Origin of the sequence: Variovorax paradoxus (genome assembly GCF_902712855.1) — a bacterium.
Lineage (GTDB): Bacteria > Pseudomonadota > Gammaproteobacteria > Burkholderiales > Burkholderiaceae_C > Variovorax > Variovorax paradoxus_Q.
The window spans coordinates 3,148,971-3,174,355 of sequence record NZ_LR743507.1 but is presented as its reverse complement, the minus strand read 5'-3'; the positions used below and the strand labels follow the sequence as shown (position 1 = coordinate 3,174,355).

21 protein-coding genes are annotated in these 25,385 nt (G+C 66.6%); 8 read left to right on the top strand and 13 right to left on the bottom strand.

From position 1 onward, the window contains the following. The first annotated feature begins 2 nt into the window (after positions 1-2). The 7 genes from AACL56_RS14560 to AACL56_RS14530 all read left to right on the top strand — a co-directional run bounded on the left by AACL56_RS14560 (position 3) and on the right by AACL56_RS14530 (position 6,988). Positions 3-977, top strand: coding sequence for a branched-chain amino acid ABC transporter permease (locus AACL56_RS14560; protein ID WP_339090516.1), 975 nt, complete (start codon positions 3-5; stop codon positions 975-977). Continuing rightward, complete coding sequence (locus tag AACL56_RS14555) at positions 974-1,819, top strand: ABC transporter ATP-binding protein (RefSeq protein WP_339090515.1); 846 nt, start codon at positions 974-976, stop codon at positions 1,817-1,819. The genes AACL56_RS14560 and AACL56_RS14555 overlap by 4 nt, the downstream gene beginning before the upstream one ends. Further along, positions 1,803-2,546 carry an ABC transporter ATP-binding protein gene (locus tag AACL56_RS14550; protein WP_339090514.1) on the top strand — a complete coding sequence of 248 codons (744 nt, stop codon included), beginning with the start codon at positions 1,803-1,805 and terminating at the stop codon, positions 2,544-2,546. The genes AACL56_RS14555 and AACL56_RS14550 overlap by 17 nt, the downstream gene beginning before the upstream one ends. A gap of 45 nt (positions 2,547-2,591) precedes the next feature. Further along, entirely contained in the window at positions 2,592-3,806 is a 1,215-nt protein-coding gene (locus AACL56_RS14545) for an ABC transporter substrate-binding protein (RefSeq protein WP_339090513.1), read from the top strand. Positions 3,807-3,836: 30 nt separating this feature from the next. Next, positions 3,837-4,733, top strand: a complete 897-nt coding sequence (locus tag AACL56_RS14540; protein ID WP_339090512.1) for an isocitrate lyase/PEP mutase family protein — start codon at positions 3,837-3,839, stop codon at positions 4,731-4,733. Positions 4,734-4,861: 128 nt separating this feature from the next. Next, entirely contained in the window at positions 4,862-5,749 is an 888-nt protein-coding gene (locus AACL56_RS14535; protein ID WP_339090511.1) for an alpha/beta hydrolase, read from the top strand. An 18-nt stretch (positions 5,750-5,767) separates the two neighbouring features. Beyond that, the gene (locus tag AACL56_RS14530; protein WP_339090510.1) at positions 5,768-6,988 is read left to right on the top strand and encodes an immunity 26/phosphotriesterase HocA family protein; all 1,221 of its coding nucleotides are present in this window, start codon (positions 5,768-5,770) and stop codon (positions 6,986-6,988) included. Here the strand turns inward: AACL56_RS14530 and AACL56_RS14525 are convergent. Further along, positions 6,985-7,827, bottom strand: coding sequence for an NAD-dependent protein deacetylase (locus AACL56_RS14525; RefSeq protein WP_339090509.1), 843 nt, complete (start codon positions 7,825-7,827; stop codon positions 6,985-6,987). The genes AACL56_RS14530 and AACL56_RS14525 overlap by 4 nt on opposite strands. A gap of 69 nt (positions 7,828-7,896) precedes the next feature. Between AACL56_RS14525 and AACL56_RS14520 the strand changes: the two genes are divergently transcribed. Further along, on the top strand, positions 7,897-8,883 hold the full coding sequence (locus tag AACL56_RS14520) for a Bug family tripartite tricarboxylate transporter substrate binding protein (protein WP_339090508.1): 987 nt from the start codon (positions 7,897-7,899) through the stop codon (positions 8,881-8,883). A 26-nt stretch (positions 8,884-8,909) separates the two neighbouring features. On the opposite strand, the gene AACL56_RS14515 is transcribed toward AACL56_RS14520, so the two are convergent. The 12 genes from AACL56_RS14515 to tssL form a co-directional block, all read right to left on the bottom strand. Next, positions 8,910-9,341 carry a DUF3574 domain-containing protein gene (locus AACL56_RS14515; RefSeq protein WP_339090507.1) on the bottom strand — a complete coding sequence of 144 codons (432 nt, stop codon included), beginning with the start codon at positions 9,339-9,341 and terminating at the stop codon, positions 8,910-8,912. A gap of 14 nt (positions 9,342-9,355) precedes the next feature. Next, positions 9,356-10,795 carry an exodeoxyribonuclease I gene (gene sbcB / locus AACL56_RS14510; RefSeq protein ID WP_339090506.1) on the bottom strand — a complete coding sequence of 480 codons (1,440 nt, stop codon included), beginning with the start codon at positions 10,793-10,795 and terminating at the stop codon, positions 9,356-9,358. Beyond that, entirely contained in the window at positions 10,796-12,241 is a 1,446-nt protein-coding gene (cls, locus tag AACL56_RS14505) for a cardiolipin synthase (protein WP_339090505.1), read from the bottom strand. Between the two features lie 185 nt (positions 12,242-12,426). Beyond that, the gene (clpA, locus tag AACL56_RS14500; protein ID WP_339090504.1) at positions 12,427-14,748 is read right to left on the bottom strand and encodes an ATP-dependent Clp protease ATP-binding subunit ClpA; all 2,322 of its coding nucleotides are present in this window, start codon (positions 14,746-14,748) and stop codon (positions 12,427-12,429) included. 67 nt (positions 14,749-14,815) lie between these two features. Further along, entirely contained in the window at positions 14,816-15,175 is a 360-nt protein-coding gene (gene clpS, locus AACL56_RS14495) for an ATP-dependent Clp protease adapter ClpS (protein WP_042674481.1), read from the bottom strand. 137 nt (positions 15,176-15,312) lie between these two features. Then, the gene (locus AACL56_RS14490; protein ID WP_339090503.1) at positions 15,313-15,903 is read right to left on the bottom strand and encodes a hypothetical protein; all 591 of its coding nucleotides are present in this window, start codon (positions 15,901-15,903) and stop codon (positions 15,313-15,315) included. Then, positions 15,903-16,979, bottom strand: coding sequence for an ImpA family type VI secretion system protein (locus AACL56_RS14485; protein WP_339090502.1), 1,077 nt, complete (start codon positions 16,977-16,979; stop codon positions 15,903-15,905). Before AACL56_RS14485 ends, AACL56_RS14490 begins: the two co-directional genes overlap by 1 nt. After that, on the bottom strand, positions 16,964-18,118 hold the full coding sequence (gene tssG / locus AACL56_RS14480; protein WP_339090501.1) for a type VI secretion system baseplate subunit TssG: 1,155 nt from the start codon (positions 18,116-18,118) through the stop codon (positions 16,964-16,966). The genes AACL56_RS14485 and tssG overlap by 16 nt, the downstream gene beginning before the upstream one ends. A gap of 29 nt (positions 18,119-18,147) precedes the next feature. Continuing rightward, complete coding sequence (locus AACL56_RS14475) at positions 18,148-19,233, bottom strand: TagK domain-containing protein (RefSeq protein ID WP_339090500.1); 1,086 nt, start codon at positions 19,231-19,233, stop codon at positions 18,148-18,150. Continuing rightward, positions 19,230-19,967, bottom strand: coding sequence for a type VI secretion system-associated protein TagF (gene tagF, locus AACL56_RS14470; protein WP_339090499.1), 738 nt, complete (start codon positions 19,965-19,967; stop codon positions 19,230-19,232). The genes AACL56_RS14475 and tagF overlap by 4 nt, the downstream gene beginning before the upstream one ends. Continuing rightward, the gene (gene tssM / locus AACL56_RS14465) at positions 19,964-23,986 is read right to left on the bottom strand and encodes a type VI secretion system membrane subunit TssM (protein WP_339090498.1); all 4,023 of its coding nucleotides are present in this window, start codon (positions 23,984-23,986) and stop codon (positions 19,964-19,966) included. The genes tagF and tssM overlap by 4 nt, the downstream gene beginning before the upstream one ends. A gap of 19 nt (positions 23,987-24,005) precedes the next feature. Next, positions 24,006-25,346 carry a type VI secretion system protein TssL, long form gene (tssL, locus tag AACL56_RS14460; RefSeq protein ID WP_339090497.1) on the bottom strand — a complete coding sequence of 447 codons (1,341 nt, stop codon included), beginning with the start codon at positions 25,344-25,346 and terminating at the stop codon, positions 24,006-24,008. Positions 25,347-25,385 lie beyond the last annotated feature (39 nt).

The following is a 25,385-nucleotide window of genomic DNA, read 5'->3' as shown; positions in this document are numbered from 1 at the left end:
CCATGACACGCCTCTTCGACTCACGGCCCTGGCTCGCGCCGCTCGTCTTCATCCTGCTGTTCGTGCTCGCACCGCTCATCCCGGGCGGCTACGTGCTCTACATCTTCACGCTGGTGCTGATCTACACGCTCGCGTCCTTCGGCACCAACATCCTGACGGGCTACACCAACCTGATCTCGATGGCCGGCGCGGTGTTCTTCGGCATCGGCGCCTATGGCAGCGCCATCCTCACGACGCACTTCGGCGTGCCGCTGGTGCTGTCGATGCTCATCGCCGCGGCCGTGGCCACGGTGGTGGGCGTGCTGCTGGCGCTGCCGGTGCTGCGGCTGGAAGAAGTCTTCCTGGCCATCGCCACGCTGGGCTTCGTGATGATCTCGGTGGAAATCGCCAAGTCCGGCGGCGAGCTCACGGGCGGCGAGAACGGCATGGGCGCGCCCGGCCCGACGCTGTTCGGCTGGCCGCTGGACGAACGGGCCTACCACCTGTTCGTGGCGGTGGTGCTGGGCGCGGCGCTGTGGATCGCTCGCAACCTCTCGCAGAGCCACTTCGGCCGCGGCTTCCTGGCGCTCAAGGGCAGCGAGACGGCCTCGCGCGCGCTCGGCCTGAACGCCACGAAGCTCAAGCTCGTCGCCTTCGGCGTGTGCGCGTTCTACACGGGCCTGTCAGGGGCGCTCTATGCGCCGGTGGTGCGCTTCATCGATCCGTCGCTGTTCAACATCATGGTGTCGATCAGCTTCGTGTCGATGGTGATCGTGGGCGGGCTGGGCTCGATCATGGGCTCTGTGCTGGGAGCGGTGTTCGTCATCGGCGCGCCGCAGCTGCTCACCTACTTCGGCTTCGACCAGTTCCAGCGCGCGCTCTACGGCGTGGCGATGATCCTGGCGCTGATGTTCCTGCCCGACGGGCTGGCCAGCCTGCTCAAGCGCCGCAAGCTGCCGGGCGCCGATGACGCCACCGGTACGGAGGTGCCGCGATGAGGGCCCTGATCGACGGCGCGCCCGTCGCCACCCGGGCACCCGCCGGCGCCCAGCCGCTGCTGTCGCTGTCGGCGGTGCGCATGAGCTTCGGCGGCATCGTCGCGGTGCAGGACGTCGGCTTCGACGTGATGCCCGGCACGGTGCATGCGCTGATCGGCCCGAACGGCGCAGGCAAGACCACGATGCTCAACTGCATCAGCCGCTTCTACACGCCGCAGCAAGGCAGCATGCGCCTGCGCACGGCCAGCGGCGAGCACGACCTGCTCAAGTGCAAGGCGCACCAGATCTCGCGCCTGGGCATCGCGCGCACCTTCCAGAACCTGGAGCTGTTCTCCGAGCTCACGGTGTTCGACAACGTGCTCATCGCGCGTTCGGGCGCCATGCGCTGCACGCTGGCCGAAGCCCTGCTGCGGCTGCCGCGCCAGCGCCGCGAGGAACGCGAACAGCGCGAACGCACGCAGCAGATCATCGACAGCCTCAAGCTGGGCGCGCACGCCCACACGCTGGTGCGCGACCTGCCCTACGGCACGCAGAAGCTCGTCGAACTGGCCCGCGCCATGGCGCTGGAGCCGGTGCTGATGCTGCTGGACGAGCCGGCCGCCGGCATGAACAACCGCGAGATCGACGCGCTCGGCGACACGCTGCGCAGGCTGCAGCAGGCCACGGGCGCGACGCTGCTGCTCATCGAGCACAGCATGCCGCTGGTGATGTCGATCTCCGACACCATCACCGTGATGCACAACGGCGCCTTCCTGGCGCAGGGCTCGCCGCGCGAGATCGAACAGAACCCGGCCGTGGTCGAGGCCTATCTCGGAGGAGGCAAGAGTGGCAAACGCCGTTGAGGACATCAAGCGCGGCGAACCGCTGCTGCGCGTGGACAACCTGAGCGCCGCCTACGGCAAGATCCGCGCGCTGCACGGGGTGTCGATCGAGGTGCCGGCCGCCGGCATCGTGTGCGTGCTGGGCGCCAACGGCGCGGGCAAGACCACGCTGATGCGCGCGCTCTCGGGGCTGCTGCCGGTGGCAGGCGGCACGGCCGTGTTCGACGGCCGCAGCATCGCCAACGTGCCGGCCGAGCAGCTGGTTCGCCGCGGCGTGGTGCACGTGCCGCAGGGCCGCATGGTGTTCGCGCAGCTGTCGGTGAAGGAGAACCTGGTGCTCGGCGGCTACACCCGCCCGGCCGGCGAGGTGCGCGAGGACATCGACCGCGTGCTGGGCTACTTCCCGCGTCTGAAGGAGCGCATCACTTCGCGCGCCGGCACGCTGTCGGGCGGCGAGCAGCAGATGCTGGCCATTGCGCGCGGCCTGCTCGCCAAGCCCCGGCTGCTGATGCTCGACGAGCCCTCGATGGGCGTGGCGCCCATCATGAAGGACGCCATCTTCTCGACGCTGCGCGACATCCGCGACCGAGAGCGGCTCACGCTGCTGATCGTGGAGCAGGACGCCGACATCGCGCTCGACATTTCCGACGAGGGCTACGTCATCGAGACCGGCCGCGTCGTCATGCACGGGCCGGCCGCCGAGCTGGCCGGCAACGAGGACATCCGCCGCGCCTACCTGGGCGGCTGAGGCCACGCAGATTTCTTTCCCACATCAATGACAGGAGACAGACCCATGACCCACCCCGCTTCGCGCCGCACCGTGCTGGCCGCCGGTGCCGCCCTGCTGTGCAGCGCCGCACTGCCGAACCTGGCCTTCGCCTTCGAGAACAAGGCCGAAGGCGTGCTCGACAAGGAGATCGTGCTCGGTTCGTCGCAACCGATGTCGGGCACGCTGGCCTACATGGGCAAGGCGGTGGACGAAGGCATCCGCACCTACTTCGACATGGTGAACGAACAGGGTGGCGTGAACGGCCGCAAGATCAAGCTCATCACCTACGACGACGAGCTCAAGCCCGCGAAGTCGGTGGCCAACGCCAAGCTGCTGGTGGAGCGCGACAACGTGCTCGCGATGATCGGCAACATCGGCCACGCCACCAACATCAGCGCCTACGAGTACAGCTCCACGCGCAAGGTGCCGACCATCGGCGCGCTGAGCATCTCCGACCTGACCTCCACGCCGCCGCGCGAGCTGCTGTACGTGCTGCCGTCGCCGCAGTCGACCGAGACGGCCGCCTACATCGACTACGCGGTGGAGAAGCTCAAGGCGAAAAAGATCGCGATGCTCTACCAGAACGACGGCTGGGGCAAGCCGGCCTACGACATCGCCGTCAAGCAGCTGGACAAGCACGGCCTGAAGCTGGTGGAGGCGCAGAGCTTCGAGCGCTTCGCCACCGACATCACCTCGCAGGTGTTCAAGCTCAAGCAGGCCGAGCCCGACGTGGTGATCGTCTATGCGCTGGGGCAGGAAGCCGTGCTGTTCTTCCGCGGCGCGGAAAAGCTGGGCTGGAAGCCGACCGTGTTCGGTGCCGGCGGCCTGAACGACCCGAAGTTCGTCGAGCTGCTGGGCAAGAGCCCGGCCAAGCTCTACGTGGCCTCGTACTACGACGCGGTCGAAGGCGACAACCCGGCCATCAAGGAGTTCTTTGCGCGCTACACCAGGCTGTACCCGAAGTCGGCGCCCTCCTCCACGGCGCTGATGGGCTACTCGGCCGCGGCGGTGGCGGTCGAGGCGCTCAAGCGCGCCGGCAACGAGCCCAGCCGCGCCAAGGTGGTGGCCGCGCTCGACGGCATGACCGGCTTCGACCAGAAGATCGGCCCGAAGATCTCGTTCCAGCCGCTGAGCGCCGGCGGCTATGCGCGCCGCGGCCAGACCGGCGTGGCGCTGATGGAACTCAAGGACCAGAAGTTCGTGTCGCTCGGCGGGTACATCGACCCGGTGAAGCGTTGATTTCTCCCACTTCCTGAAAGAGCACTTTCCATGACTTCCATTCGCAAGACGATGCGCGCGCGCATCACCTCCGGCCCCACCTTCTGGATGGCCGGCGCGCAGGACGCGCTCTCGGCGCTGCTCGTCGACCAGTCGGGCTTCGACGGCATCTTCACCACCGGCTTCGGCATCTCGGCCTCGCTGCTGGGCCAGCCCGACGTGGAGCTCTACACGCTGACCGAGAACGTCGGCGTGGTGAACCGCATCGCCAACATCGTGAAGAAGCCGATCTTCGCCGACGCCGACACCGGCTACGGCAACGTGATCAACGTGGCGCGCACGGTGCGCGAGTTCGAGAAGACCGGCGTGGTCGCGATCTCCATCGAGGACCAGTTCAGCCCCAAGCGCTGCCCGGCCGCGGCCAGCACGATGCCGCTGGTGCCGGTGCGCGATGCGGTGGCCAAGATCCGCGCCGCGGTGGACGCGCGGCAGGACCCCGATTTCCTGATCGTGGCGCGCACCGACGCCATCGATCCGTCGGAAGCGATCGATCGCGCCTGTCAGTACGCCGAGGCCGGCGCGGACCTGATCCAGCCGATCTCGCGCACCTTCAAGGGCTTCGAGGACCTGGAGAAGCTCAAGGAGGCCACGGGCCGCCGCCTCTCGCTGCAGCTCATGCAGGGCCTCTGGATGGCCAGGCTGAGTCGCGCGCAGATCGAGTCGGTGGCGGCTTTTGCGACCTACCCCATCGTCACGCTGATGAGCACGGTGCATGCGCTGCAGGCCAACCTGCAGGTGCTGTCGGAACGCCGCACCGGCGACGTCGACGGACTGCCGGGCGGCCAGACGACGATGCCGGCGTTCAAGGACATCATCGGCTGGAATGCCGTCGAGGAACGCCAGGCGTACTACGAGGTGGACGCGCCGGCGCTGAAGCGCGCCGCCTGAAGCGGCGGGCGCAACCGCGAGGCGTCCTGGCTTAGAGGCGCCGCCTGCGAGGGGCTCTGCGGGCAGAGACATCTGCAAGGCGAAGGCGCGCGAGAATCGCGGCCTTGTTCTGCACCGGGAGCACCTTCATGACTTCTTTCCTGCGGTTCTTTGCCGCTTGGCTGGCGCTGCTGCTCGCCCTGCCCGCCCAGGCGCAGACGGCAGCCGCACCCGACACGCCCTCGGGCATCCGCCGCATCGCAGACCTGCCCTACGGCTCGGACCCGCGCCAGCGCATGGACGTCTACCTGCCCGCGAACGCGCACGGCGCGCCGGTGCTGGTGATGGTGCACGGCGGCGCCTGGATGTTCGGCGACAAGGCCACCGCCGCGGTGATCGACCTGAAGGTCGACCATTGGGTGCGCGACCAGGGCTTCATCCTGGTGTCGGTGGGCTACCGCTTCGTGCCGCAGGTCGACGTGCTGCAGCAGGCGCGGGACGTGGCCCGCGCCGTGGCCACGGCACAGTCCAGTGCGCCAGCGTGGGGCGGCGATGCCAGCCGCTTCGTGCTGATGGGCCACTCGGCCGGCGCCCACCTGGTGGCGCTGCTCGGCGCCTCCCCCGACATCGCGCGCCAGCAGGGCGCGCGGCCCTGGCTCGGCACCATCGCCCTCGACAGCGCCGCGCTGGACACCGCCGGGCTCATGCGGCGGCCGCACATGAACTTCTACGACCGCGTGTTCGGCAGTGATCCCGCGCTGTGGCGCGCGGTGTCGCCGACCGACACGCTCGCGCCCGACGCGGCGCCGATGCTGCTGGTCTGCTCGGCGCAGCGGCGCGACGGATCGTGCACGCAGTCGCAGCAGTTCGCGGCGCGGGTCGCGGCCGCCGGCGGACGCGCCGAAGTGCGGCAAGAAGACCTTTCGCACGCGCAGATCAACGCGCAGCTGGGACTGCCTGGCGCCTACACCGCGGCAGTGGATGCGTTCGTGCGATCGGTGGGCGCCCAGGGCGCGCCCGGCAAACCGCAAAGCTAGCCCACTAGGATGGAAGGCATGCCGAAGCAATCCCCCTCCGATGCCTCCCAGCCGGTCTTCGAGCTCGACAACGCGGAGCGCGACAGCGTCGGCCTCGACCCGGTGCCGCCGCAGTGGGTGCGCGTGATGTTCAAGGACACCGCGGCCTTCTTCGAAGGCGACACGCTGCGCAAGTTCTTGCGCGCCGGCCCCGACGGGTATCTCGAAGTCGACACGGCGCTCGAAACCCGCGAGCGCGCCTTCCTGCTGCCCAGGACGGCGCGCGGCAAGGAGCGCAAGCTCACCGCGGCCGTGCTGCTCGTGACGGAGCGCGCCAACGGGCGCTGGTTCCAGGCCTCGTTCATCGGCGAGCGGCTGGAGGAATCGAGCGTGGCCGCGCTCAACACGCGCAACATGCGCGCCATCGATTTTCAGGACGACGGCAAGCTGCACGACCATGCCGGACTGCGCGACTACCTGCGTGCGCGGATGCAGCGCGTCTCCGATGGCCTGCGCAGCGAGATCGCCGAGATGAAGTCGGCCCCCCGCCAGCAGCTGAAATACGGCCCCGGGGATGTCTTTCGCTTTCGTATCGACGACGCCCGCTACGGATTCGGCCTGCTGCTGGGCAGCCTGAAGGAAATTCGTGCGGCCGGCCTGCTGCCGCAGGACCATCCATGGCACTACGTGATGACGGTGCCGCTCATCGTGCGGCTGTTCGACGGCGCATCGGCCGACCCGGGCCCGGGGATCGAGGTGCTGTCGACCTGGCCGCTGTTGCCGGCCCAGACCATGATGGACAACCAGCTCTTCTGGGGACAGTTTCCGATCGTCGGACGCAAGGCACTGGTGCCTGCCGACATCGACTTTCCCTGCGGTGTCGGCACGGCCCCGACGCAGGAAGGGCACGCCTTCTTCTACTGGGGGTTCGGCTGGCACCGGCTGGCGGACGCGTCGGTCGGCGACGGAACCGACAGCGGCATGGGCATCGGCAAGCTGGACCGCACACCCCTGCAGGAAGCCCTGGCAGGTCGCGTGCCGATGCGGCCCTGGGAATTGCGGCACCCCGACCATGCCGCCACGTTCAAGCGGGTGCTGGCCGAAATCGGGTGCGACGGCGCGGTGGACTATGCCGCGTATGCGAAGTGCTCGGGCAGCCTGTCGCCAGAGGCGTTCATTGCACGGATGCAACCGGAATGGCCTGCGTCCAAGGCCAGATCGAAGCCGAGCCCGAAGCCGAACGCGAAGGCGCGCACCTAGGCCAGCTGGCCCGCCAGTTCCTCGAGCGCCGCGCCCACGGGCCTTTCGACCTTCAGCGTGAGCAGTTCGTCGGCCCGCGTCCGCCCGATGTTCACCGCCGCCACGGGCTTGCCCGCCGCAGCCGCAGCCTGCACGAAGCGGAAGCCCGAATACACCATGAGCGATGAGCCGGCCACGAGCACCGCGTCGGCTTCTTCCAGTGCCGCAAAGGCGGCGGTAACGCGCTCCTTCGGCACGCTCTCGCCGAAGAACACGACATCAGGCTTGAGCAGGCCGCCGCAGTGCGCGCAGGCAGGCACATCGAACGCGCTGAAGTCGTGGCCCTCGAGGTCGGCGTCGCCGTCGGGTGCGGCACGGGCTTCGAGCGCGGCCCAGAGCGGGTTGCGTTCGCGCAGTTCGACCTGCAGCGCCGCGCGCGTCGTGCGGCGTTCGCAGGCCATGCAGCGCACGGTGTCGATGCGCCCGTGCAGGTCGATGGTGCCGCGGCTGCCGGCGGCCTCGTGCAGTCCGTCGACGTTCTGCGTGAGCAGCATGCCGACGCGGCCCGCCGTCTCCATCCGTGCCAGCGCCCGGTGCGCCGCACCCGGACGCGCACCGGCCATGGTCGGCCAGCCGATCAGGCTGCGCGCCCAATAGCGCCGCCGCGTGCTGTCCTCGCCCATGAAGGCCTGATAGGTCACCGGCGACGGGCGCTTCCACTCGCCCCTGGCATCGCGGTAATCGGGGATGCCCGACTCGGTGCTGCACCCCGCGCCGGTGAGCACGAAAAGCCTGGGGTGGCGGGTGGCGAAGTCGGCGAGCGCATCGAGCGCGGCAGGCGCGGTGAGGTTGGCGGACATCCGGCCAGCATAAGCCGGCGGCCCGGATCCTGCTAAAGGCCTCGTCCTTACCCGCTTGCGGAGAACGCCATGAGCCACTTGCCCCAACTTCGTTCCACGCGCCGTGCTGCGCTGCACATCCTGGCCGCCGGCGTTGCCTCGGCCGCCCTTCCCGCTTTCGCCCAATGGCCCGACCGGCCGATCAGGATCGTCGTGACCTTCCCGCCGGGCGGCTCCAGCGACGTGCTGGCGCGCGTGATGGCCGAGCAGCTCGCGAAGAAGCTCGGGCAGGCCGTGGTGGTCGACAACAAACCCGGTGCGGGCGGCACCATCGGCGGCGCGCAGGTGGCGTCGTCGGCCGCCGACGGCTACACGCTGATGCTGTCGAACACCACGCCGATCGCGCTCGGCCCGTTCACGCTCGACAAGCAGCCCTACGACCCGGTGACGGGCTTCACGCACGTCGCCTACCTGGGCGCGGCGCCGCTGGTGGTCATGGCGAGCAAGCCGTCGGGCCTGAAGACCTATGCCGAGTTCGAGGCCATGGCGCGCAAGGAGGGCCGCATCGACTTCGGTTCGGGCGGGCCGGGGTCGGTCGGGCATATCCACGGCGAACTGCTGAAGAAGACCACCGGGATCAACATGGTGCATGTGCCCTACCGGGGCGGTGCACCGATGACCACCGACCTGATCGCCAACACCATTCCGGTGGGCATCGACGTGATCACCTCGTACGTGCCCTTCTTCAAGAGCGGCCAGCTGGTGCCGCTGGCGGTGACGGGCACGCAGCGCTCGCCGCTCATGCCCGATGTGCCCACGATGGTCGAGCTGCATCAGCCGAAGCTGGTGCTCGAGAACTTCTTCGGCCTCTCGGGTCCGGCCAGGCTGCCGCCGGAGATGGTGGCAAGGCTGAACGCCGCGTGCAACGAAGTGCTGGTGATGCCCGAGATCCAGAAGAAGCTGACCGAGCTGGGCATCGTGGCGAAGCCGGAAACGGTGGCGATGTTCAACGGCTTCGTGAAGGAACAGGTCGACGTGCTGGGGCCGACGGTGAAGGGCGCCGGCATCAAGCTCTGAACAGAACCGGGCGCCAGCCGGCGCTCTCAGAGCCGCACGCAGACCGCCTGCCGCTCCTGCAGCACCGCCTCCTGCGCGAAACGCACGCGGTAGGCGGCAACGATGCGTCCGATGGCCGCGTCGTCCTTCTCGCTGTGCGGATGCACCAGCACGATGAGCTTGGAGCGCTCGCGCACCACGTCGCCCTGCATGCCGCGCCACTGGCCGGCGGCGTCGATGACAGTCAGGCCCAGCGGGAAGGCCGGGGTCACCGTCTCGTCGAGGAAGGCCGTCCATTCGGCGTCGGTCACCTGGCCTCCGGAGGGAATGGCGCGGCCGAAGTAGAGCGTGTCGCGCTCGAAGGTCTCGAAGCCGGCGCCACATCGGCCTGCGGCAACGTTCGCCGACGGCACGGCGCCGCAGCCGGCGAGAACCACCGCCACTGCAGCGGCCATCACAGAGAACGAGGTGCGTGCCATGGCGGGGTGACGGGTCAGGCCTCGGGCGCGATCGCTTCGGCGTACTCGTAGAGCGCGCCCAGGATTTCCTCGGCGCGCTCGTCCGCGTCTTCGGAGAGCGCATCGACCTCGCTGAACAGCATCTCGATGGTGCGCGCCCCGCCCTCGCCCTTGAACAGCCGCGCGACGCGCAGCGCCTCCCAGCGTTCGTTCTCTTCCTCGCTCAGCAGGCCGGGCCAGTTGCGTGCGCGGTAGCGGAACAGGATCTCGTCGAGCCGGCCGTCGTCGAAGCCGGTGCGGTCCTTGGCGAGTTCCTCGGGCGACAGCGCGCGCAGCTGGTTGAGGCGCCGGCGGTCGGCGTTGCCGACGAAGCCGCCGTAGAGGTCCTCGTCGACGTCGGGTGTCGCATCCTTGGGGCGGGCATACACCTGCGACCAGATGGCGCTCATGTCGGGCAGGTCGCGGGCGATGGCGGCGTGGTGCATGGCGGCGTCGAGGTCGATGCCCCAGCGCTCGGCCATGGCCGGTGCCAGCGTGCGCAAATTGCCGACCACCATCGGCGATTTGTTGAGGTGCACGCCCTTCACCGGCAGGCGCACCATGCCTTCGGGCAGGTCCGCGGTGCGGGTGAACAGGCGCAGGCGCAGCGTGTCGGCATCGAGGTCGCGCAGCTCGCTCGGGTCGTGTGCGAGATCCCAGGCCAGCAGCTCGTTCTTGTTGGTCGGATGGCTGGCCAGCGGCCACATCACCGCGATGCAGCCGCGCTCGACCGGGAACATGCCCGACACATGCAGGAAAGGCCTCGCGGTCTCGCGCATCGCGGGCAGGCCGAGCTCGGTCGCCACCCGGTCCTTTCTGTGGAGGCCGAAGGCGAAGTCGAACAGCTTGGGCTGCTTGCTGCGGATGAGCCGGGCCAGCGCGATGGTGGCGCGTACGTCCGACAGCGCATCGTGCGCCGACTCGTGCAGCAGGCCGTTGGCACGCGCGAGGTCTTCGAGCTTGAAGCTGGGCTTGCCGTCTTCCTTCGTCGGCCACTGGATGCCGTCGGGGCGCAGCGCATAGGTGAGGCGCACCACGTCGAGCAGGTCCCACCGGCCGCAGTCGTTCTGCCACTCGCGCGCGTACGGATCGATCAGGTTGCGCCAGAACAGGAAGCGCGTGACCTCGTCGTCGAAGCGGATGGTGTTGTAGCCCACGCCGATGGTGCCCGGTTGCGAGAAGGCTTTCTCGATGTGGCCGGCGAACTCGTGCTCGGGGATGCCGCGCTCCAGGCACAGCTGCGGCGTGATGCCGGTGATGAGGCAGGCCTCGGGGCTGGGCAGGTAGTCGGGGGCGGGCTTGCAATAGATCATCAACGGCTCGCCGACCTCGTTCAGTTCGGCATCGGTCCGGATGGCGGCGAACTGCGAGGGACGGTCGCGACGCGGCACGGCGCCGAAGGTTTCGTAGTCGTGCCAGAGAAAGGTGTGGTTCATTCAGAGCAAGGGTGAAGACAAGCGCGCAATCGCATCGCCAAGGCGGCGCCAGAATCGCTGAGGCCGGTTGGCGCGCACCGCGCCGGAGCTGTGCAGGTCGGTCTCGAACTGCGCAGCCAGCGGCCTCGACAGTTCGGGACCATAGACCACCGCGCAGACCTCGAAATTGAGGCGGAAGCTGCGGTTGTCGAAATTGGCGGTGCCGATCATCGCGCAATGGTCGTCGACCACCAAGGTCTTGGAGTGCAGCATGCGCGCCTTGTACTCCCAGACCTTCACACCGGCGGCAATGAGTTCGTCGAAGTACGAACGCGCGGCGGCGCTCACGATGGCCGAATCGCTGCGACGCGGCACCAGCAGGCGCACGTCCACGCCGCGCAGCGCGGCACTGGTGAGCGCCATCAGCGCCGGCTCGCCGGGCACGAAGTAAGGCGTGGTGAGCCACGCTCGATGCGTGGCCGAATGGATGGCTTCCACGTGCATCCGGTGGATGGCTTCCATCATGTTGTCGGGGCCGCTGGTGACGATCTGCACCGGAATGTCGCCCGCCTCCAGTTGCGGCAGCATGGCATTCAATGCCTCGTCCATGCCGCGCGGGTCTTCGCTGGTGGCGTAGGTCCAGTCTTCGAGGAAGGTGGTCTGCAACCAGCGCACGGCGCTGCCCTCGATGCGCAGGTGCACGTCGTGGTAGGCGTCGGGGTTGGTTCGCTTGTCTTCCTCGTCGGTGATGTTCACGCCGCCCGTGAAGCCCACGCGGCCGTCGCACACCACGATCTTGCGGTGGGTGCGGTAGTTGGTCACCGGACGCAGCCGGCGGCCGATCTTGGTGTCATGGAACAGTGCCACCTTGACGCCCGCCTCGAGCATCGGCGCCATGAACTTGCGCCCGATGCGCTTGGAACCCAGTGCATCGATCAGCAGGCGCACCGTCACGCCCTGCCTTGCGCGCTCGACCAGCAGGTCGCGCAGCGCGGTGCCGATCCTGTCGGGCTCGAAGATGTAGTACTCGAGGTGGATGTGGTCCTGCGCGGCGCGCACTGCGTCGAAGATCGCGTCGAAGGTGCGCGCGCCCCCCGAAAGCAACTCGACATCGACCGCGCTCGACACCGGCAACCCGCAAGTGGCGGTCCCCAGCTTGGCCATCTGCTGCAGCGCCGGCGGCGCGTTCTGCGCCGCGTCGCGCAGCCGCACAAGATCGGCCTGGACGAAGGCGCTCGCCCGGCTTCGCAGCCGCTTGAGCCGCTGCTTGCGCAGCCGCTGCGGCCCGAGAAAGTAATAGATGACGAAGCCCGCGAACGGCAGCAGCGCCAGCGACAGGATCCAGCTCATCGTGGACACCGGCGCGCGCTTCTGCATCACGATCCAGATCGACAGCACCGCGATGTAGCCGCTCCATGCGAGGGAGAGGCCGGTCTTCCATTCGGGGCTGAGGACAGGGAGGATCAAGGCGAAAAGACGGTTGAGGCGGCGGAGCCATGTCGCCGCCCAAAGAAAAAGGCCGGCAGCGAATGCTACCGGCCTTTGACTTCATTCCAGAGATACCGCGGAACCGGCTTTGCCGGGCCGCTGGTATCACCCGCAAGCGGGTTGGCGAAGCGGCACGAAGTGCGCGCAGCCTGGGGGGAGCCAGGTCAGCCCGTGGCGGCTTCTTCAGCCTCAGGCTTCGACTTGCCTTCCTTCTTCGGCAGCGGCTGGATGTCGAGCAGCACTTCATCCTTGTCGTCCAGATCGACTTCGAGGCGGCCACCGTCGGTCAGGCGACCGAACAGCAGTTCGTCTGCCAGCGCACGACGGATCGTGTCCTGGATCAGGCGCTGCATCGGCCGTGCGCCCATCAACGGATCGAAGCCCTTCTTCGCCAGGTGCTTGCGCAACTTGTCGCTGAAGGTGACTTCCACCTTCTTCTCGCTGAGCTGGGTTTCCAGTTGCAGCAGGAACTTGTCGACCACGCGCAGGATGACCTGTTCGTCGAGCGCCTTGAAGTTGACGATGGCGTCCAGCCGGTTGCGGAATTCGGGCGAGAACAGGCGCTTGATGTCGCCCATTTCGTCGCCCGCCTGCCGCGGGTTGGTGAAGCCGATGGTCGCCTTGTTCATGGTCTCGGCACCCGCGTTCGTCGTCATGATGATGATGACGTTGCGGAAGTCGGCCTTGCGTCCGTTGTTGTCGGTCAGCGTGCCATGGTCCATGACCTGCAGCAGCACGTTGAAGATGTCCGGATGCGCCTTCTCGATTTCGTCGAGCAGCAGCACCGCGTGCGGCTTCTTCGTGACAGCCTCGGTCAGCAGGCCGCCCTGGTCGAAACCGACGTAGCCCGGAGGCGCACCGATGAGTCGGCTCACCGCGTGACGCTCCATGTACTCCGACATGTCGAAGCGGATCAGCTCGATGCCCATGATGTAGGCCAGCTGCTTCGCCGCTTCGGTCTTGCCGACGCCCGTGGGACCGGAGAACAGGAACGAGCCGATCGGCTTGTCGCCCTTGCCCAGGCCCGAACGTGCCATCTTGACCGCGGAGGCCAGCACCTCGAGTGCCTTGTCCTGGCCGAACACCACGCTCTTCAGATCGCGCTCGATCGTCTGCAGCTTGCTGCGGTCGTCGTTGCTGACGTTGGCCGGGGGAATGCGTGCGATCTTCGCCACGATTTCCTCGACTTCCGTCTTGCTGATGGTCTTCTTGCGCTTGCTCGGCGGCAGGATGCGCTGGGCGGCACCGGCCTCGTCGATGACGTCGATCGCCTTGTCGGGCAGATGCCGGTCATTGATGTACTTGGCGCTGAGCTCGGCAGCAGCTTGCAGGGCCGCCACGGCGTATTTCACGCCATGGTGTTCCTCGAAGCGCGACTTCAGGCCCTTCAGGATGTCGACGGTTTCCTGCACCGACGGCTCGACCACGTCGACCTTCTGGAAACGACGCGACAGGGCCGCGTCCTTCTCGAAGATGCCACGGTATTCCGTGAAGGTGGTGGCGCCGATGCACTTCAGTTGGCCGCTCGAGAGCGCCGGCTTCAGCAGGTTCGACGCATCGAGCGTGCCGCCCGAAGCTGCACCCGCACCGATCAGGGTGTGGATCTCGTCGATGAACAGGATGGCGTTCGGCTTGTCCTTGAGCGACTTGAGCACGCCCTTCAGGCGCTGCTCGAAATCGCCACGGTACTTGGTGCCGGCCAGCAGCGCGCCCATATCGAGCGAGAACACGTTGGATTCGGCCAGGATTTCCGGCACGTCGCCTTGCGTGATGCGCCATGCGAGGCCTTCAGCGATCGCCGTCTTGCCCACACCGGCTTCGCCCACCAGCAGCGGGTTGTTCTTGCGCCGGCGGCACAGGATCTGGATCACGCGCTCGACCTCGTACTCGCGGCCGATCAGCGGATCGATCTTGCCGTCCTTGGCCATTTGGTTGAGGTTCTGCGTGAACTGCTCGAGCGGCGATGCCTTCTCGTTGCGTTCGCCGCCGCCCTCTTCGCCCTCTCCCGAAGGTGCCTCGCCTGCGCCCTTCACGGCTTCAGGCGGATCGCTCTTCTTGATGCCGTGGGCAATGAAATTGACCACGTCGAGGCGCGTGACGCCCTGCTGGTGCAGGTAGTACACGGCGTGCGAGTCCTTCTCGCCGAAGATCGCGACCAGCACGTTGGCGCCGGTGACTTCCTTCTTGCCGTTGCCGGTGGACTGCACATGCATGATGGCGCGCTGGATCACGCGCTGGAAACCCAGGGTGGGCTGGGTGTCGACATCGTCGGTACCCGCCACCTGGGGCGTGTTGTCCTTGATGAAGTTGGTGAGCGACGCCCGAAGGTCGTCGACGTTGGCCGAGCAGGCGCGCAGAACCTCCGCGGCGCTCGGGTTGTCCAGCAAAGCGAGCAGCAGATGTTCCACGGTGATGAACTCGTGGCGTTGCTGCCGGGCCTCGACGAAGGCCATGTGCAAGCTGACTTCCAGTTCCTGGGCAATCATGTGATTTCCTTTTGCCTTGCTGTAAATAAGTTCTCAGATGGGTTGGAGCTTGCGCAATTCAACTGGTTCATGCAACCGGTTCGCTGACGCATTGCAGCGGATGCCCGGCTTGCTGGGCCGCTTCCATCACCTGGTTGACCTTGGTGGCCGCCATGTCGCGGGAATAAACCCCACAGACGCCGCGGCCATCGAGGTGGATCTTGAGCATGATCTGGGTCGCGGTTTCGCGATCCTTGCTGAAATATTCCTGCAGCACGACGATCACAAACTCCATCGGCGTGTAGTCGTCGTTCAGCATGACCACCTGGTACATCTGGGGCGGCGCGGTTTTCTGCGGCCGGCGCTCCAGGACGACCGAATCTCCGTCGTCGCCCGCCGGTTTCTGCGCCGGTGGGGTGCTGGGAGTCTTGGGAATTCTCGTTGCCATGAAAAAGATTCTATAGAGCGTGCCAGCGGTGTGCCGACGCTCGAAGACTTGGTGGCGCGTATTCGACAAAACAAGGGCCTTGCGCCGATCGGGACATCGCAATTTGCAAATAAAAAAACCGGCACGGGGCCGGTGTTTCATATATTGCGTAGTACGCGGCCCCTGGGCGCCGGTAACTTTTTTCCGGAAAGACGTGCCGGCGCCGGTAAATCGGGCGGCAAGGCGTCGATTTCCGCGTCGCTGAGTTGCTGCCCCGACAGTTCCGGGGAAACAGCCGGCATGCGTGAAAGCGCTTTGAATGGTTCGGGGCCAATCGTCTGCGCAGGCTGTTTCGGCACTGGCGGCCGGTTACCGGGTACTGGCGACGGCTTTTGCGGCAGCCGCCCCTCCATCCTGGCGCCGCCCAGAGCCACCCACTCCCGGCGACGCAACGCATCCTGTTCGGCCTGCCAGCGCAACTGCTCCCGGAACAGTTCGCTCCAGCGCTGTGACTGCTGATTGTCCAGGCGCTCGAATTCGAGCCGGACAGCCTGCTGCACCCACTGGGGCACGCACAGCGAGGCCAGTTGCATCTCGCGCTGCGCCTTTTCGCGATCCTGCTCAAGGGCCTGCCACGACGCGTCCAGCCTGGCGGCGGACTTCCGTGTCGAGAACCAGGCGCCGAACAGGCTCCCGAGCATGCCTATGCCGAAGCACAAGACCGTCAGTCCGAGGGGAAATCCTTGCATCACGTCCGCTCGCCTTCGGCATCCCATTTGCGAAGCAGATCCAGAGGAACCATGTCCGCCACGTCGCAGAACCTTTCCCCGATCATGCGTTCGGCCTGTTTGAGCAGCACCGCGACCGGACTGCTCGGCTCGTGGAGTTCCAGCCATTCGCGTGCGCTACGGATACTGCCGCGGACAGACTCTCGCCAAGAGATGTCGGCCGCGGCCGGACTGGACACCGCGGGAGTAGCGGCTGCTGCTCGCGATGAAAAACCTGGGGCCTGAGCAATGACCTCCTCGGTTTTCACGCGCTTCGGCGGTTCAGCCGGCTCGAACAATTGCAACAGGCACAGCAGCGGCTGCAGCGCTGGTGCGTCGGAACCCATGTTGGAAGCTCCCCAGGCGGCAATGCGGCGTACGGCCCGGGAAGCCGCGGCCAGTTGCCGAACAGGGGCCGACGCGTCGCCCACGGACGACCGATGCAATTCGCTCAGCTGCTGCGCTGCTGCATCAGGGCTGAGGACGTCGGGCGCCCGAGGCACTTGCCAGGCACGCTCCACCTCTCGCACCGTCAGGTGCCGGGCGGCATTCGCCGCGACCACGATGTCGCGTACATCGCCCAGCAAACCTTCAGGATCGGCCAGTGCCGAAAGGGCGTTGGCACGAACGCCCGGATCGTGCTCGCCCTCCACCACCAACTGGGGATGGATCGCCTCGGGCCAGGTCTGCAAGGCCTCTGCGAGCGCAACCAGCGATTGCGCAAGCCCCGCAGCCTGTGCAAGCCGGGTCCGGGCCCGGCAAAGCCAGACCAGCAGGTTGACGTCCCAGGTCCGCAACAGCAGCCGACGGCAGTCGCGCTCGACCTCTGCCCAGTTGGGCGCCTCCGGCATCCCGACGAAGTCGCCGTACTGCGCCGCACCACGCGGCAGCATGCGCGCCTGCAGCACAGCGTACTCGGCGTCGTATTCGAGGCTCGGCCCGCAGGGAAAGTCGGCGCTGACCGGGTGCAGCCAGTCGGGTACCCGGTCAAGGGGCATGCGCGGGAGCGACTCCGGGGAGACATCGGGTGAAGCAAGGTGAGTCATGTCGGTGCGCACGGAGATGCGCCGTCGGTTGTGAATACGGCATTGCCATGGCAAACGCCGATGTACTGCTCGGGTTCGAAGACCATCCCGACCGTGTATGCGTGACCAGGGGTATCGACGCCGGCGGAGGCCAGGCAAGCACCGGCGCCCGATGCGCCCTCCGCTCCGCCGAGCCAGGTCGACCAGCCGAGCCTTTCGGCGTCGTCCAGGCGCGCGGGAGGCGTGCTGTCGTTGCGCACGCGCAGTTCGACCTCCCAGACGAATTCGTGCCCCACGAAGCCGCGCACCCACTCGACGAGCAGAGGCAGATCCTGCCCCTGTGGCGTGAATCGCAGGTATTGCCCCAGGCTGAGCGGTCCGAGTACCAGCCGGAACTTGTTCTGCCGATCGGGCACGAGTTCGCCTGCGATCGCCCCCCTGCCCATCACGCTCGAGTCCCTGGCAAGGCCAAGATGGCTCCAGTCATCGGTGTCGATACGGATCCAGTGCAGAACGAACTCCTGCAACTGCACCGGCACGGCGAAGAAGCGCGCCAACGTCGCGGCCAGGCCGTCGGGGTTGCGGGCCTCGCGGCCCAGGTGCGTCGAAGCGGCGAGCCGGGCGTGGGCTGGAAGCACCGAATTGCGAATCTCCGAAGGTTCGTGTCCGGTCAGGCGCGCGACATAGCGGCTGAAGACCTCGTCGCCTGCGCGGTCGAGCCCCGCTGCAGCCTGGCTCTGCGCCCACGCGCGGTACATGTGCGTCAGGTAGCGGTGATGGAACAGATCCAGAAAGTCCGCGAGCGTCGTGTCGTTCTGGTTCTCGGTGCGTTCGCGCACCATCTCGGTGTAATGCAGCGGCAAGGGACCGTGGGGGCCGAGCATGCCGAGGCCATAAACCCTGACCATCGGGAGCCCGCGGTTGTTTCCCAGGCGGCGCCGCGGATCGCCAGGCGTATGGAGGTCTTGCTCACCCTCTTCGTCCGGCAGCACGGCTTCCGCGATCTCGCGTGGTGCGAAGGTCAACGCTGCCGTCTGGCCCAGCCTGAAAGGCTCTTGCTGGGGACGGCTTGCGCATCCGATGGCTGGCGACTCGACATCGCGCGCATCCAGCCGGCGCAGCAACGCGAGAAAGCCGAACTTCCATGGCGTCCGGCGCAGCTGTGCAAGCATCGGCCGAAGAGTTGGCATTGCGTCTTGCTTCAACCCGGCTCGCTCTCATTGCGGAGTTCGGCACGCGCTGCACCGATGCGCAGATGGCTGTCCGGCGACACCGCGTGGTGCTCCCGCCGCGTGAGGTCCGGCAGTGCCTTCTTCGCGTCGCGCGCCAGTTCCGGAGCGAACAGGCCCAGCACGTCGTCAGGCTGGACGGTGTCCAGCAGGCCGGAGGGCGCCAACGGCTCGAATTCCTCGATCAACCGGTCGATGCCTTTTCGCGGCAACAAAACGTCGCGCAGCAACGCATAGGGCTCGGCCTGCTTCCGAAGATCGTCCAGCGAAGGTGCGGGCTCGAGTTCCGTGGTCAGCAGGCCTTCCCAGTCGGCGCGGCCCGCGAGTTCGCCGGGGTCGCGAACCACACGCACGAACTCGTCGTGAAGTTCTTCCAGCAAGGTCCGTGGGCCATCCGCGCGGGGGGAAGCGGGTGGAGCAATAACGCCGGACTGGGGCTGCTCCAAGGACCGCGCAGGGTCGCAGAGCAAGGCCGACAGCACGTCCGGCGTCGAACTCGCTGGCCTGTCGCCGGTCAAGCTAAACATGCCGAAAGGAGCGGCAAACGAGCCGTCGAGACCTGCGGCGGCAACCGAGCCCCCGTCCGCATCTCCGGCCAGGTCACGCAGGTCGAACGACGAGAGTTCATCCTGCTCGACAGGGCTGCTGCGATGGAACGCCCTGGGTATGGACTCGATGCCTGCCGCTTCGCCGTCGCTCTGCTCCACCACGAAGCGCAAGAGCCCCAGCTCCAAGCAGTCTCCCTCTGCAATGCGAACCGAACATCCGCCGGACACGCGCTCACCGTTGAGAACGCACGTCAACGTATAGCTGCCGTTGAGCAGTTGCCAATGCCCGCGATCTGCACGCCACGCAATGCGGCACATGTTGGCGAGACGCCAATGGGCGCCGCCATGTCGTTCGCCGCTCAGCTCAAGGGCGTCGGCCATGCCGGTGCCGGACGCCGGGATTTGCAATGTGACGCGGCGGGCTTCGCCGTGGTTGTGGGTCAGTCGCAGGCACAGCGAAGCGCTTTCGCCCTGTTCCTCGGATGGTTGCCGAGCACTTGCTTCACTCATGGAAGGTCTCCCCACAGTCGTTGCAACCGGCTGGCCGCGCCCACGAAGCGCCCCTGCAAATCCTGCTGCCAGAATGCACTTTCGGCTTGCACGCCCTCCAGCCGGGCCGGCCAATCGGCCCATGGCAGATACCGAACGCCATGAAGCCCCGCCCGAAGATCCCTGTCGGGCAGTGGACCGGTCCACCGATCGATCAGCCCGATCGCCTGGCGCGTCACCGCGGCCCGGCCATCGGCGTCACAGGCACCGGGTGACGTGGTCTGCGCGCGCCATAGCGCATTCAACGTACCTTGCAACGCCGAGAGATTCGCAGGACCAGGCCCATCGATGTGATGCACCAGCGCGCGAGCCATCCAGAACTGCCAGTCGCAAGGCTGCCGCAGCTGCGCCTCGAAATGACTTCGCGCCCAACGCGGTCGGGCCTTCTGGTACACCAGAAGCGGATGATGGCGCCCCACCCTGTCGACCGACGGTGCGATCACACCCAGCACGAAGCGACGCGGCGCAAACGCGAGTGTCCCGGGCGGCAGCACGAATGCAACCGGGAACGCGGCAGTCCGCACCCTCACATCCATGCGCGATCCACGGCTCTGCTCATCGAGCCAGCTCACCCATGCATCCACTTCGCCATGGCGCACGGCGCTACGCACGAAGTCGGCATGCGCCGGCAGCTTTCCCCAGATGGCAGGCGGCGTGATATGCCATCGGCCGATCGAGCGGCTCCAGATGCTCATGCTGCCCTGCCAGGACAACGAAAGCCCTTGAGTACATCGCTGCTCAGCGGGTTGGGTTGGCTGCCGGAACTGATGTCGATGAGAGCTTTGCGACCGTCGAAGGCATATTCGACGCTGAGCCGGCCCGGTGTCGCAGTATTCACGATGCGCCCCTTCTCGATCAGCCGGAACAGCGCCCAGGGCCCGTTTGCCAGGATGGTCGACGTCGTACTGGAAATGCGCGGATTCGCCGTGATCTCGGCTGTCGCACCACCTCGCGACCCGGGCCAGGAAACGGGAAATGGCTGAACCGGGCCATGGACGTAGCGCTGCCCCTGTCCGTCAATGTCGAGCACCAGGTCCGTGATGCCCGGTTCGAGCTCCAGCACCCGCATTTCCATCTTCCATGCAAACTTCTTGCCGCCCGCGTCGCGAAAGAAAAGGTCGCGAATCTGCTGTGCGCGGTAGAAGGCGTCGAGATTCGGGCCGCTTTGTGCCAGCAGCTTGAGAAGCTCGCCCAACAGCGTCGGACCCGCCGCATCGGATGTGGACGCCGGGTGGGGTGCGGCACGTTCTGCTCCAGCCATGGCACTCGCAGCGATCGCATCCTTGTAACGCCATGGACGCACGCTGGTGTCGACGTACGACGCGAGGTATTTGGTAAAAAACTCGTCTGCGGCACCGCCGACAGCGAACACCTGCGTGAAGTCCTCGATGGAGGCATCCTGCGCCACCTCCGCCAACGGATAGCGGCCCTCCACGCCGCGCTTGCAAGGCTCGCCGACCTGCATTGCCATGAGGCCCATGATGCGGTCGAGCTGCAACTGCGCCTGGCTGCGCAGGATTCCCGCAGACCCCTGCACGACCTTGTCGTTGCCGCTGACTGCGAGTGCGGTCAGCACTTCGCGAAAAGGCGCCGGCAGCTTGCCAGCCTCCAGCTTCATCCGCGCGCCGACTTCGGTTCCACCGGGTGGCAGGCTTCCTGCCGCGAGCGCCGTATCGGCAACGACCAACAGGGTGTAGTACTCGTTGATCAGCCCGGAGATCAGTTCGAGGCCCGGCCGGGCGTTTGCGATGGTGCCACCGGTGCCGATGTCCGGCTGTCCGGTCACGACCTCGCGCAAGGCTGCAAAGCGGTGGTCGACGATTTGCTTCTCCAGTCGCTCTTCGGCCCGGATGCCCAGGCTTCGCCCCAAAGCGCTGGTCTGCTTGTCCAGCGCGTCCGTCGCCTTGTCGAGAAGACCTTTATCGTCCTGAGCGCGAACGGTCAACGGCCGCGACAACGTGGTCTCCCTTGCCGCTGCGCGTGCCAGCCGCGCGAGCGGCGAATCCGGCGCAGCGAACTGCCGCAGCACGCTCAGATCGAAACCCAGGCTGGTGCCGGTGGTGTCGCTGCCGCTGACCGTGCGGACCGAGTCGAGAAAGGTCTCCCAGTGTCCCGCGTACTCGGCAAGGTACTGCCGGCGAATGTCTTCGAGCAGAGGGTCGTTCTGCAACTTTCGGGCTGCCTCGTCCACCCACGTCGGCGATGCGGCATCGCCCCGGGCCGAACCCGCTGCTGCTGCACCGCGCCCCATCACCCAGGCATCGTCGTCCAGCGCTCTTCCCACGAACTCGGGCAGGCGCTTGTTGAAGACTTCGTGGTACCCGTCATAGGTGAACAGCCCGTGCACGCCCTTTTCGAGCGGCAGGCCACCAGCCCTGGAGAACACCGTGCCGGCCTGCGGCCCCACCGCCCGGACCAGCGTGAATTCCTGGGGTGCCTCGGCAAGCATCGCCGCCTTGGCCCTTTCGTAGACACGCTGCGTCGCTGTGTTGCCGTTCAGGAAGTCCTGCGCCGAACGCACCAGGGCCTCATTGGGCAAGGAATTCGACTGCACCAGCCGCTCGCCCGAGAACAGCGCCGTCACGTGGTCGATCATCGAGGCCCGACCACCGAAGACGGCTGCGCTGTCTGCGTTTTCCCAGTCCTTGAGGACCCAGTTGCGCACGTCGCGCGCTCCGCCCTTCATGAAGCGCTCCCGATCGTGAAGCAACTTGTAGACACGCAGCGTCTCGTAGGCGCCTTTGGCATCGCCGTCCTTCACGCTTTGCGCCAACGCAGCCTCCATGCGCTGCAGGATCGTTGGCAGCAGCATGTGATCCTGCAGCCGGGCGTAGGTCTCCACGGTCGCGGCGAGAATCGGCGGCGGCGTGTACAAGCCATACAGGAACGCGCCCGAAGGGGCGTAGAGGTCGAGGCCGCTGTAGGCCGGCAGTTCGCGCGCCCCATTCAGTACATCGGGAACACCTGTCGGCTTGAAGTCGGCGAACAGCGCACGGACCTGGCCCGTCAGTGCCTCCGAACGCAGGCCGACGCTGCCGAGGTATTCGCGGTTGTTGCCGAAGCTCATCGCCAGCGCGCCGGCCAGCCATAGAAAGACCACGACGGACAGTGCATGCCCTGCGAGCCGAAGAACGCGGAAGCGAAGCTCCCAGCGCAGGTTCGGACGCACCAGGTGAGCTTCGGGAAAGATCACCTTCGTCAACACGTCCTGCAGAAAGAAGCCCTGCTTTCCGCGCGCAGGGGCCGACCTTTCTGTCCGGCGCGGCAGCATGCCAACACTGCGCCGCAGCCGCTGGAGCACGGTGTCCGGGTCTGCAGGTACATCCTCGTCGGACTGCTCGCCGCTCGTGAAGTACACGCCGCGCAGCGTGTCATGCAACTGCGTCCGATCGAAGCGTGATGACAGGAAGATGTCGTCGAGCACCGGGATCAGCGGCATGGTCAAGCCACCGAGCTCCTGAGGCAGCGCGAAAAGCCGCTTGCGGCGCTCGACGTCGAACTCTTCATTCAGGCGTGTGCGCAGGCCGGCAGCGAGCCGCTGCTGGAGCAGTGTCAGCTCTGCCGCAACCTGCGACCGCAGGGCATCGCGTCCTTGACCCGCCCCGTGCGAATTCTTCATGCCATGGAACGGCAGCGTGAAACCCCAGGCCTGACTGCGTCCCTCGCTGGTCAGCGATTGGAAGTATTCGCTGAAGCCGCGCAGCAGATCCACCTTGGTGACAACGACGTACACGGGGAAGCGGATCCCCAGTTCCTCGCGCATTTCGGCCAGCCGGTCCCGCACCATGCCGGCATGTTCGGCGCGTTGCGTGGCCGTCATTGTCAACAACTCGGCCGCGTCGAGTGCGACGATCACACCGTTCAGCGGCGCGCGCGTACGGTGCTTGCGCAAGAGGCCGAGGAAACTGCGCCACTCGACGGCGTCAGTGACGGGACTGCTCTCCTGGGTGGTGTAGCGGCCGGCGGTGTCGATCAGCACGGCTTCGTTGGTGAACCACCAGTCGGTATTCAGCGTGCCGCCTGCCGACTGAAGCCCCATGCGCTTCGGGCTTCGTGCCATTTGGCGCTTCATCGGAAACTGCAGCCCGGCGTTGAGCAATGCGGTGGTCTTTCCGACCCCGGGGCTGCCGAGGATCATGTACCACGGCAGCTCATACAGATAGCGCCTTCCTTCCAGTACGCGGCGCAGCCCGCCGACACCGCGCAAACCCTTGAGTTGCGCCAGGGCGCGGTTGACGGCAGCGGTCACGCTCTTGATCTCTTCCCTTGCCGCATCGGTATTTTCAGTGCCGCGCCCGATATTCAGAAATCTGGAGAGCAAGTCTTCGTTGTTGCGAAGTGCCTGCCAAAGCCTGTAGATCCAGTACAGCGCGCATGCCAGCAGGACGACACTGACGATGACCAGGCGGACCCAAGCCGATGCCAAGGGCTTGGCAGCGCCCACTGACAGCAAAGGCCCGGCGTGCCATACCAGAAGGCACAAGGCGGCGACGCCTACCAGGCTGTACGGCCCCGAGGCCAGCCAGAGCATGCCGAGCAGCAACAGCAGCACGATGAACGTGACTCGCACCCCCGTCTCAGCCAGTGGACGCAGCCCGTCGATGGCCAGCAAGGGGCCGACGAACCAGATCGCAAGCGCCAGCGTCACTATGGCGACAAAGGCCAGCATCTGGCGCGAAAAAAAGAATGCCAAGAATTTCTTGAGTTGTTGCATGAAAGCGTCCTTGGTGGCCTCAGCGCCTTGCGGAAGGTTGTTGCGCCTGCTGCGCGCCCTGGGCAACGACGATGTCGACCCTGCGGTTCTTCGCGCGACCACTGACCGTTGCGTTGTCGGCAAGCGGAACGGCGTCGCCCCGGCCTTCGGTGCGGATGCGCGCCGCTGCTACGCCCCTTCCCCGAAGCACGTCGGCGACGGCCGCAGCACGCTTCTCGCTCAATACTTGGTTGTCGGGAAAATCGCGGGTCCTGATGGGCTGGTTGTCCGAATGGCCAGTGACCTGCACAGCGCCGGGAACCTGCTTGATTTCATCGGCCACCTTGGCCAGGACCGGCAGGATCCTGTCGTTCAAGCGCGCCCTGCCCGCCACGAACATGTCGTCGCCCTTGAAGGTGACTGCGCTGCGCCGTTCGTCTTCTTCCACGCTGACGGTCCCGCGAGCGATCTCGGGCGCCAGAAGCTCCTTGAGGCGCAACGACCTGGCGGGCGGAGGCGGCGGAGGCCGCATGCGACCGATGGCTGCGATGCGCCCCTCCACCTCAGCGCTGAGAAGAAGCAGTTGGTACTTGTACCAAGCAAAAAAACCGAACAGCACCAGCGAAAGCACCGAGCCGGTCACCCAGACAGGTACGCTGCGCAGCAGGCGGAACCTGCCGGTACCGACCCCTTTCCAGTTCGGTGAAAGTTCACGCGGGACGTCGCCACGTGCGACGCCCAGCAGCGTGAACAGCCGATGGCGGACCGTCTCGAGTTGCCGTCGCCCGTTGGCCGCGGTGCTGAAACGCCCTTCGAACCCGAGGCCAAGGATCTGATACATCAGCTCGAGCAGGTCGATATGCTCCTGAGGACTCGCGGCAAGGCGCCCCACAAGCAGGAAGAACTTGTCGCCGCCTTTCGTATCGCCGTGAAACTTGGCTGCCAGCTGCTGGCTGGCCCAGACGCCGGCTTCGCCGTCCTTTCCGCCTCCCCACTCCGTGCTGTTGGCCGCTTCATCCAGCGCCGTGCACAGCGAATAGCTCGCAGCCACGACATGCTCGTGCCTGATCTGCGCGCTGCTGCAGATCGACTGAAAACTCGCCACCTCGCGCTCCAGCAATCGATGGATCACTGCGGGTCCGTCTTCACCGAGCGTTGCGGGCATGTCGGCCAACGCTCGCAACAGCGGCTGTGCCGCCTCGAGCAATGGGTTCTGGGCAGCAGTCACCGCCAGCAGGCGGTTCTGAGCCGCTGCTTCCGGGGCCAGCGGCGGATCCTCGCTCAACCCGTGGGCTGGGAGTGCGCCGTCCAGCGGATCGCCGTGGGGTTCGAGCCGGTTTGTGCCTTCGAGCGTATCGTCGAATTCTTCTTTGTAGAGCATGGCGCGTGAAAAGATGGATGGGCCGAAGGAAATGGGGAA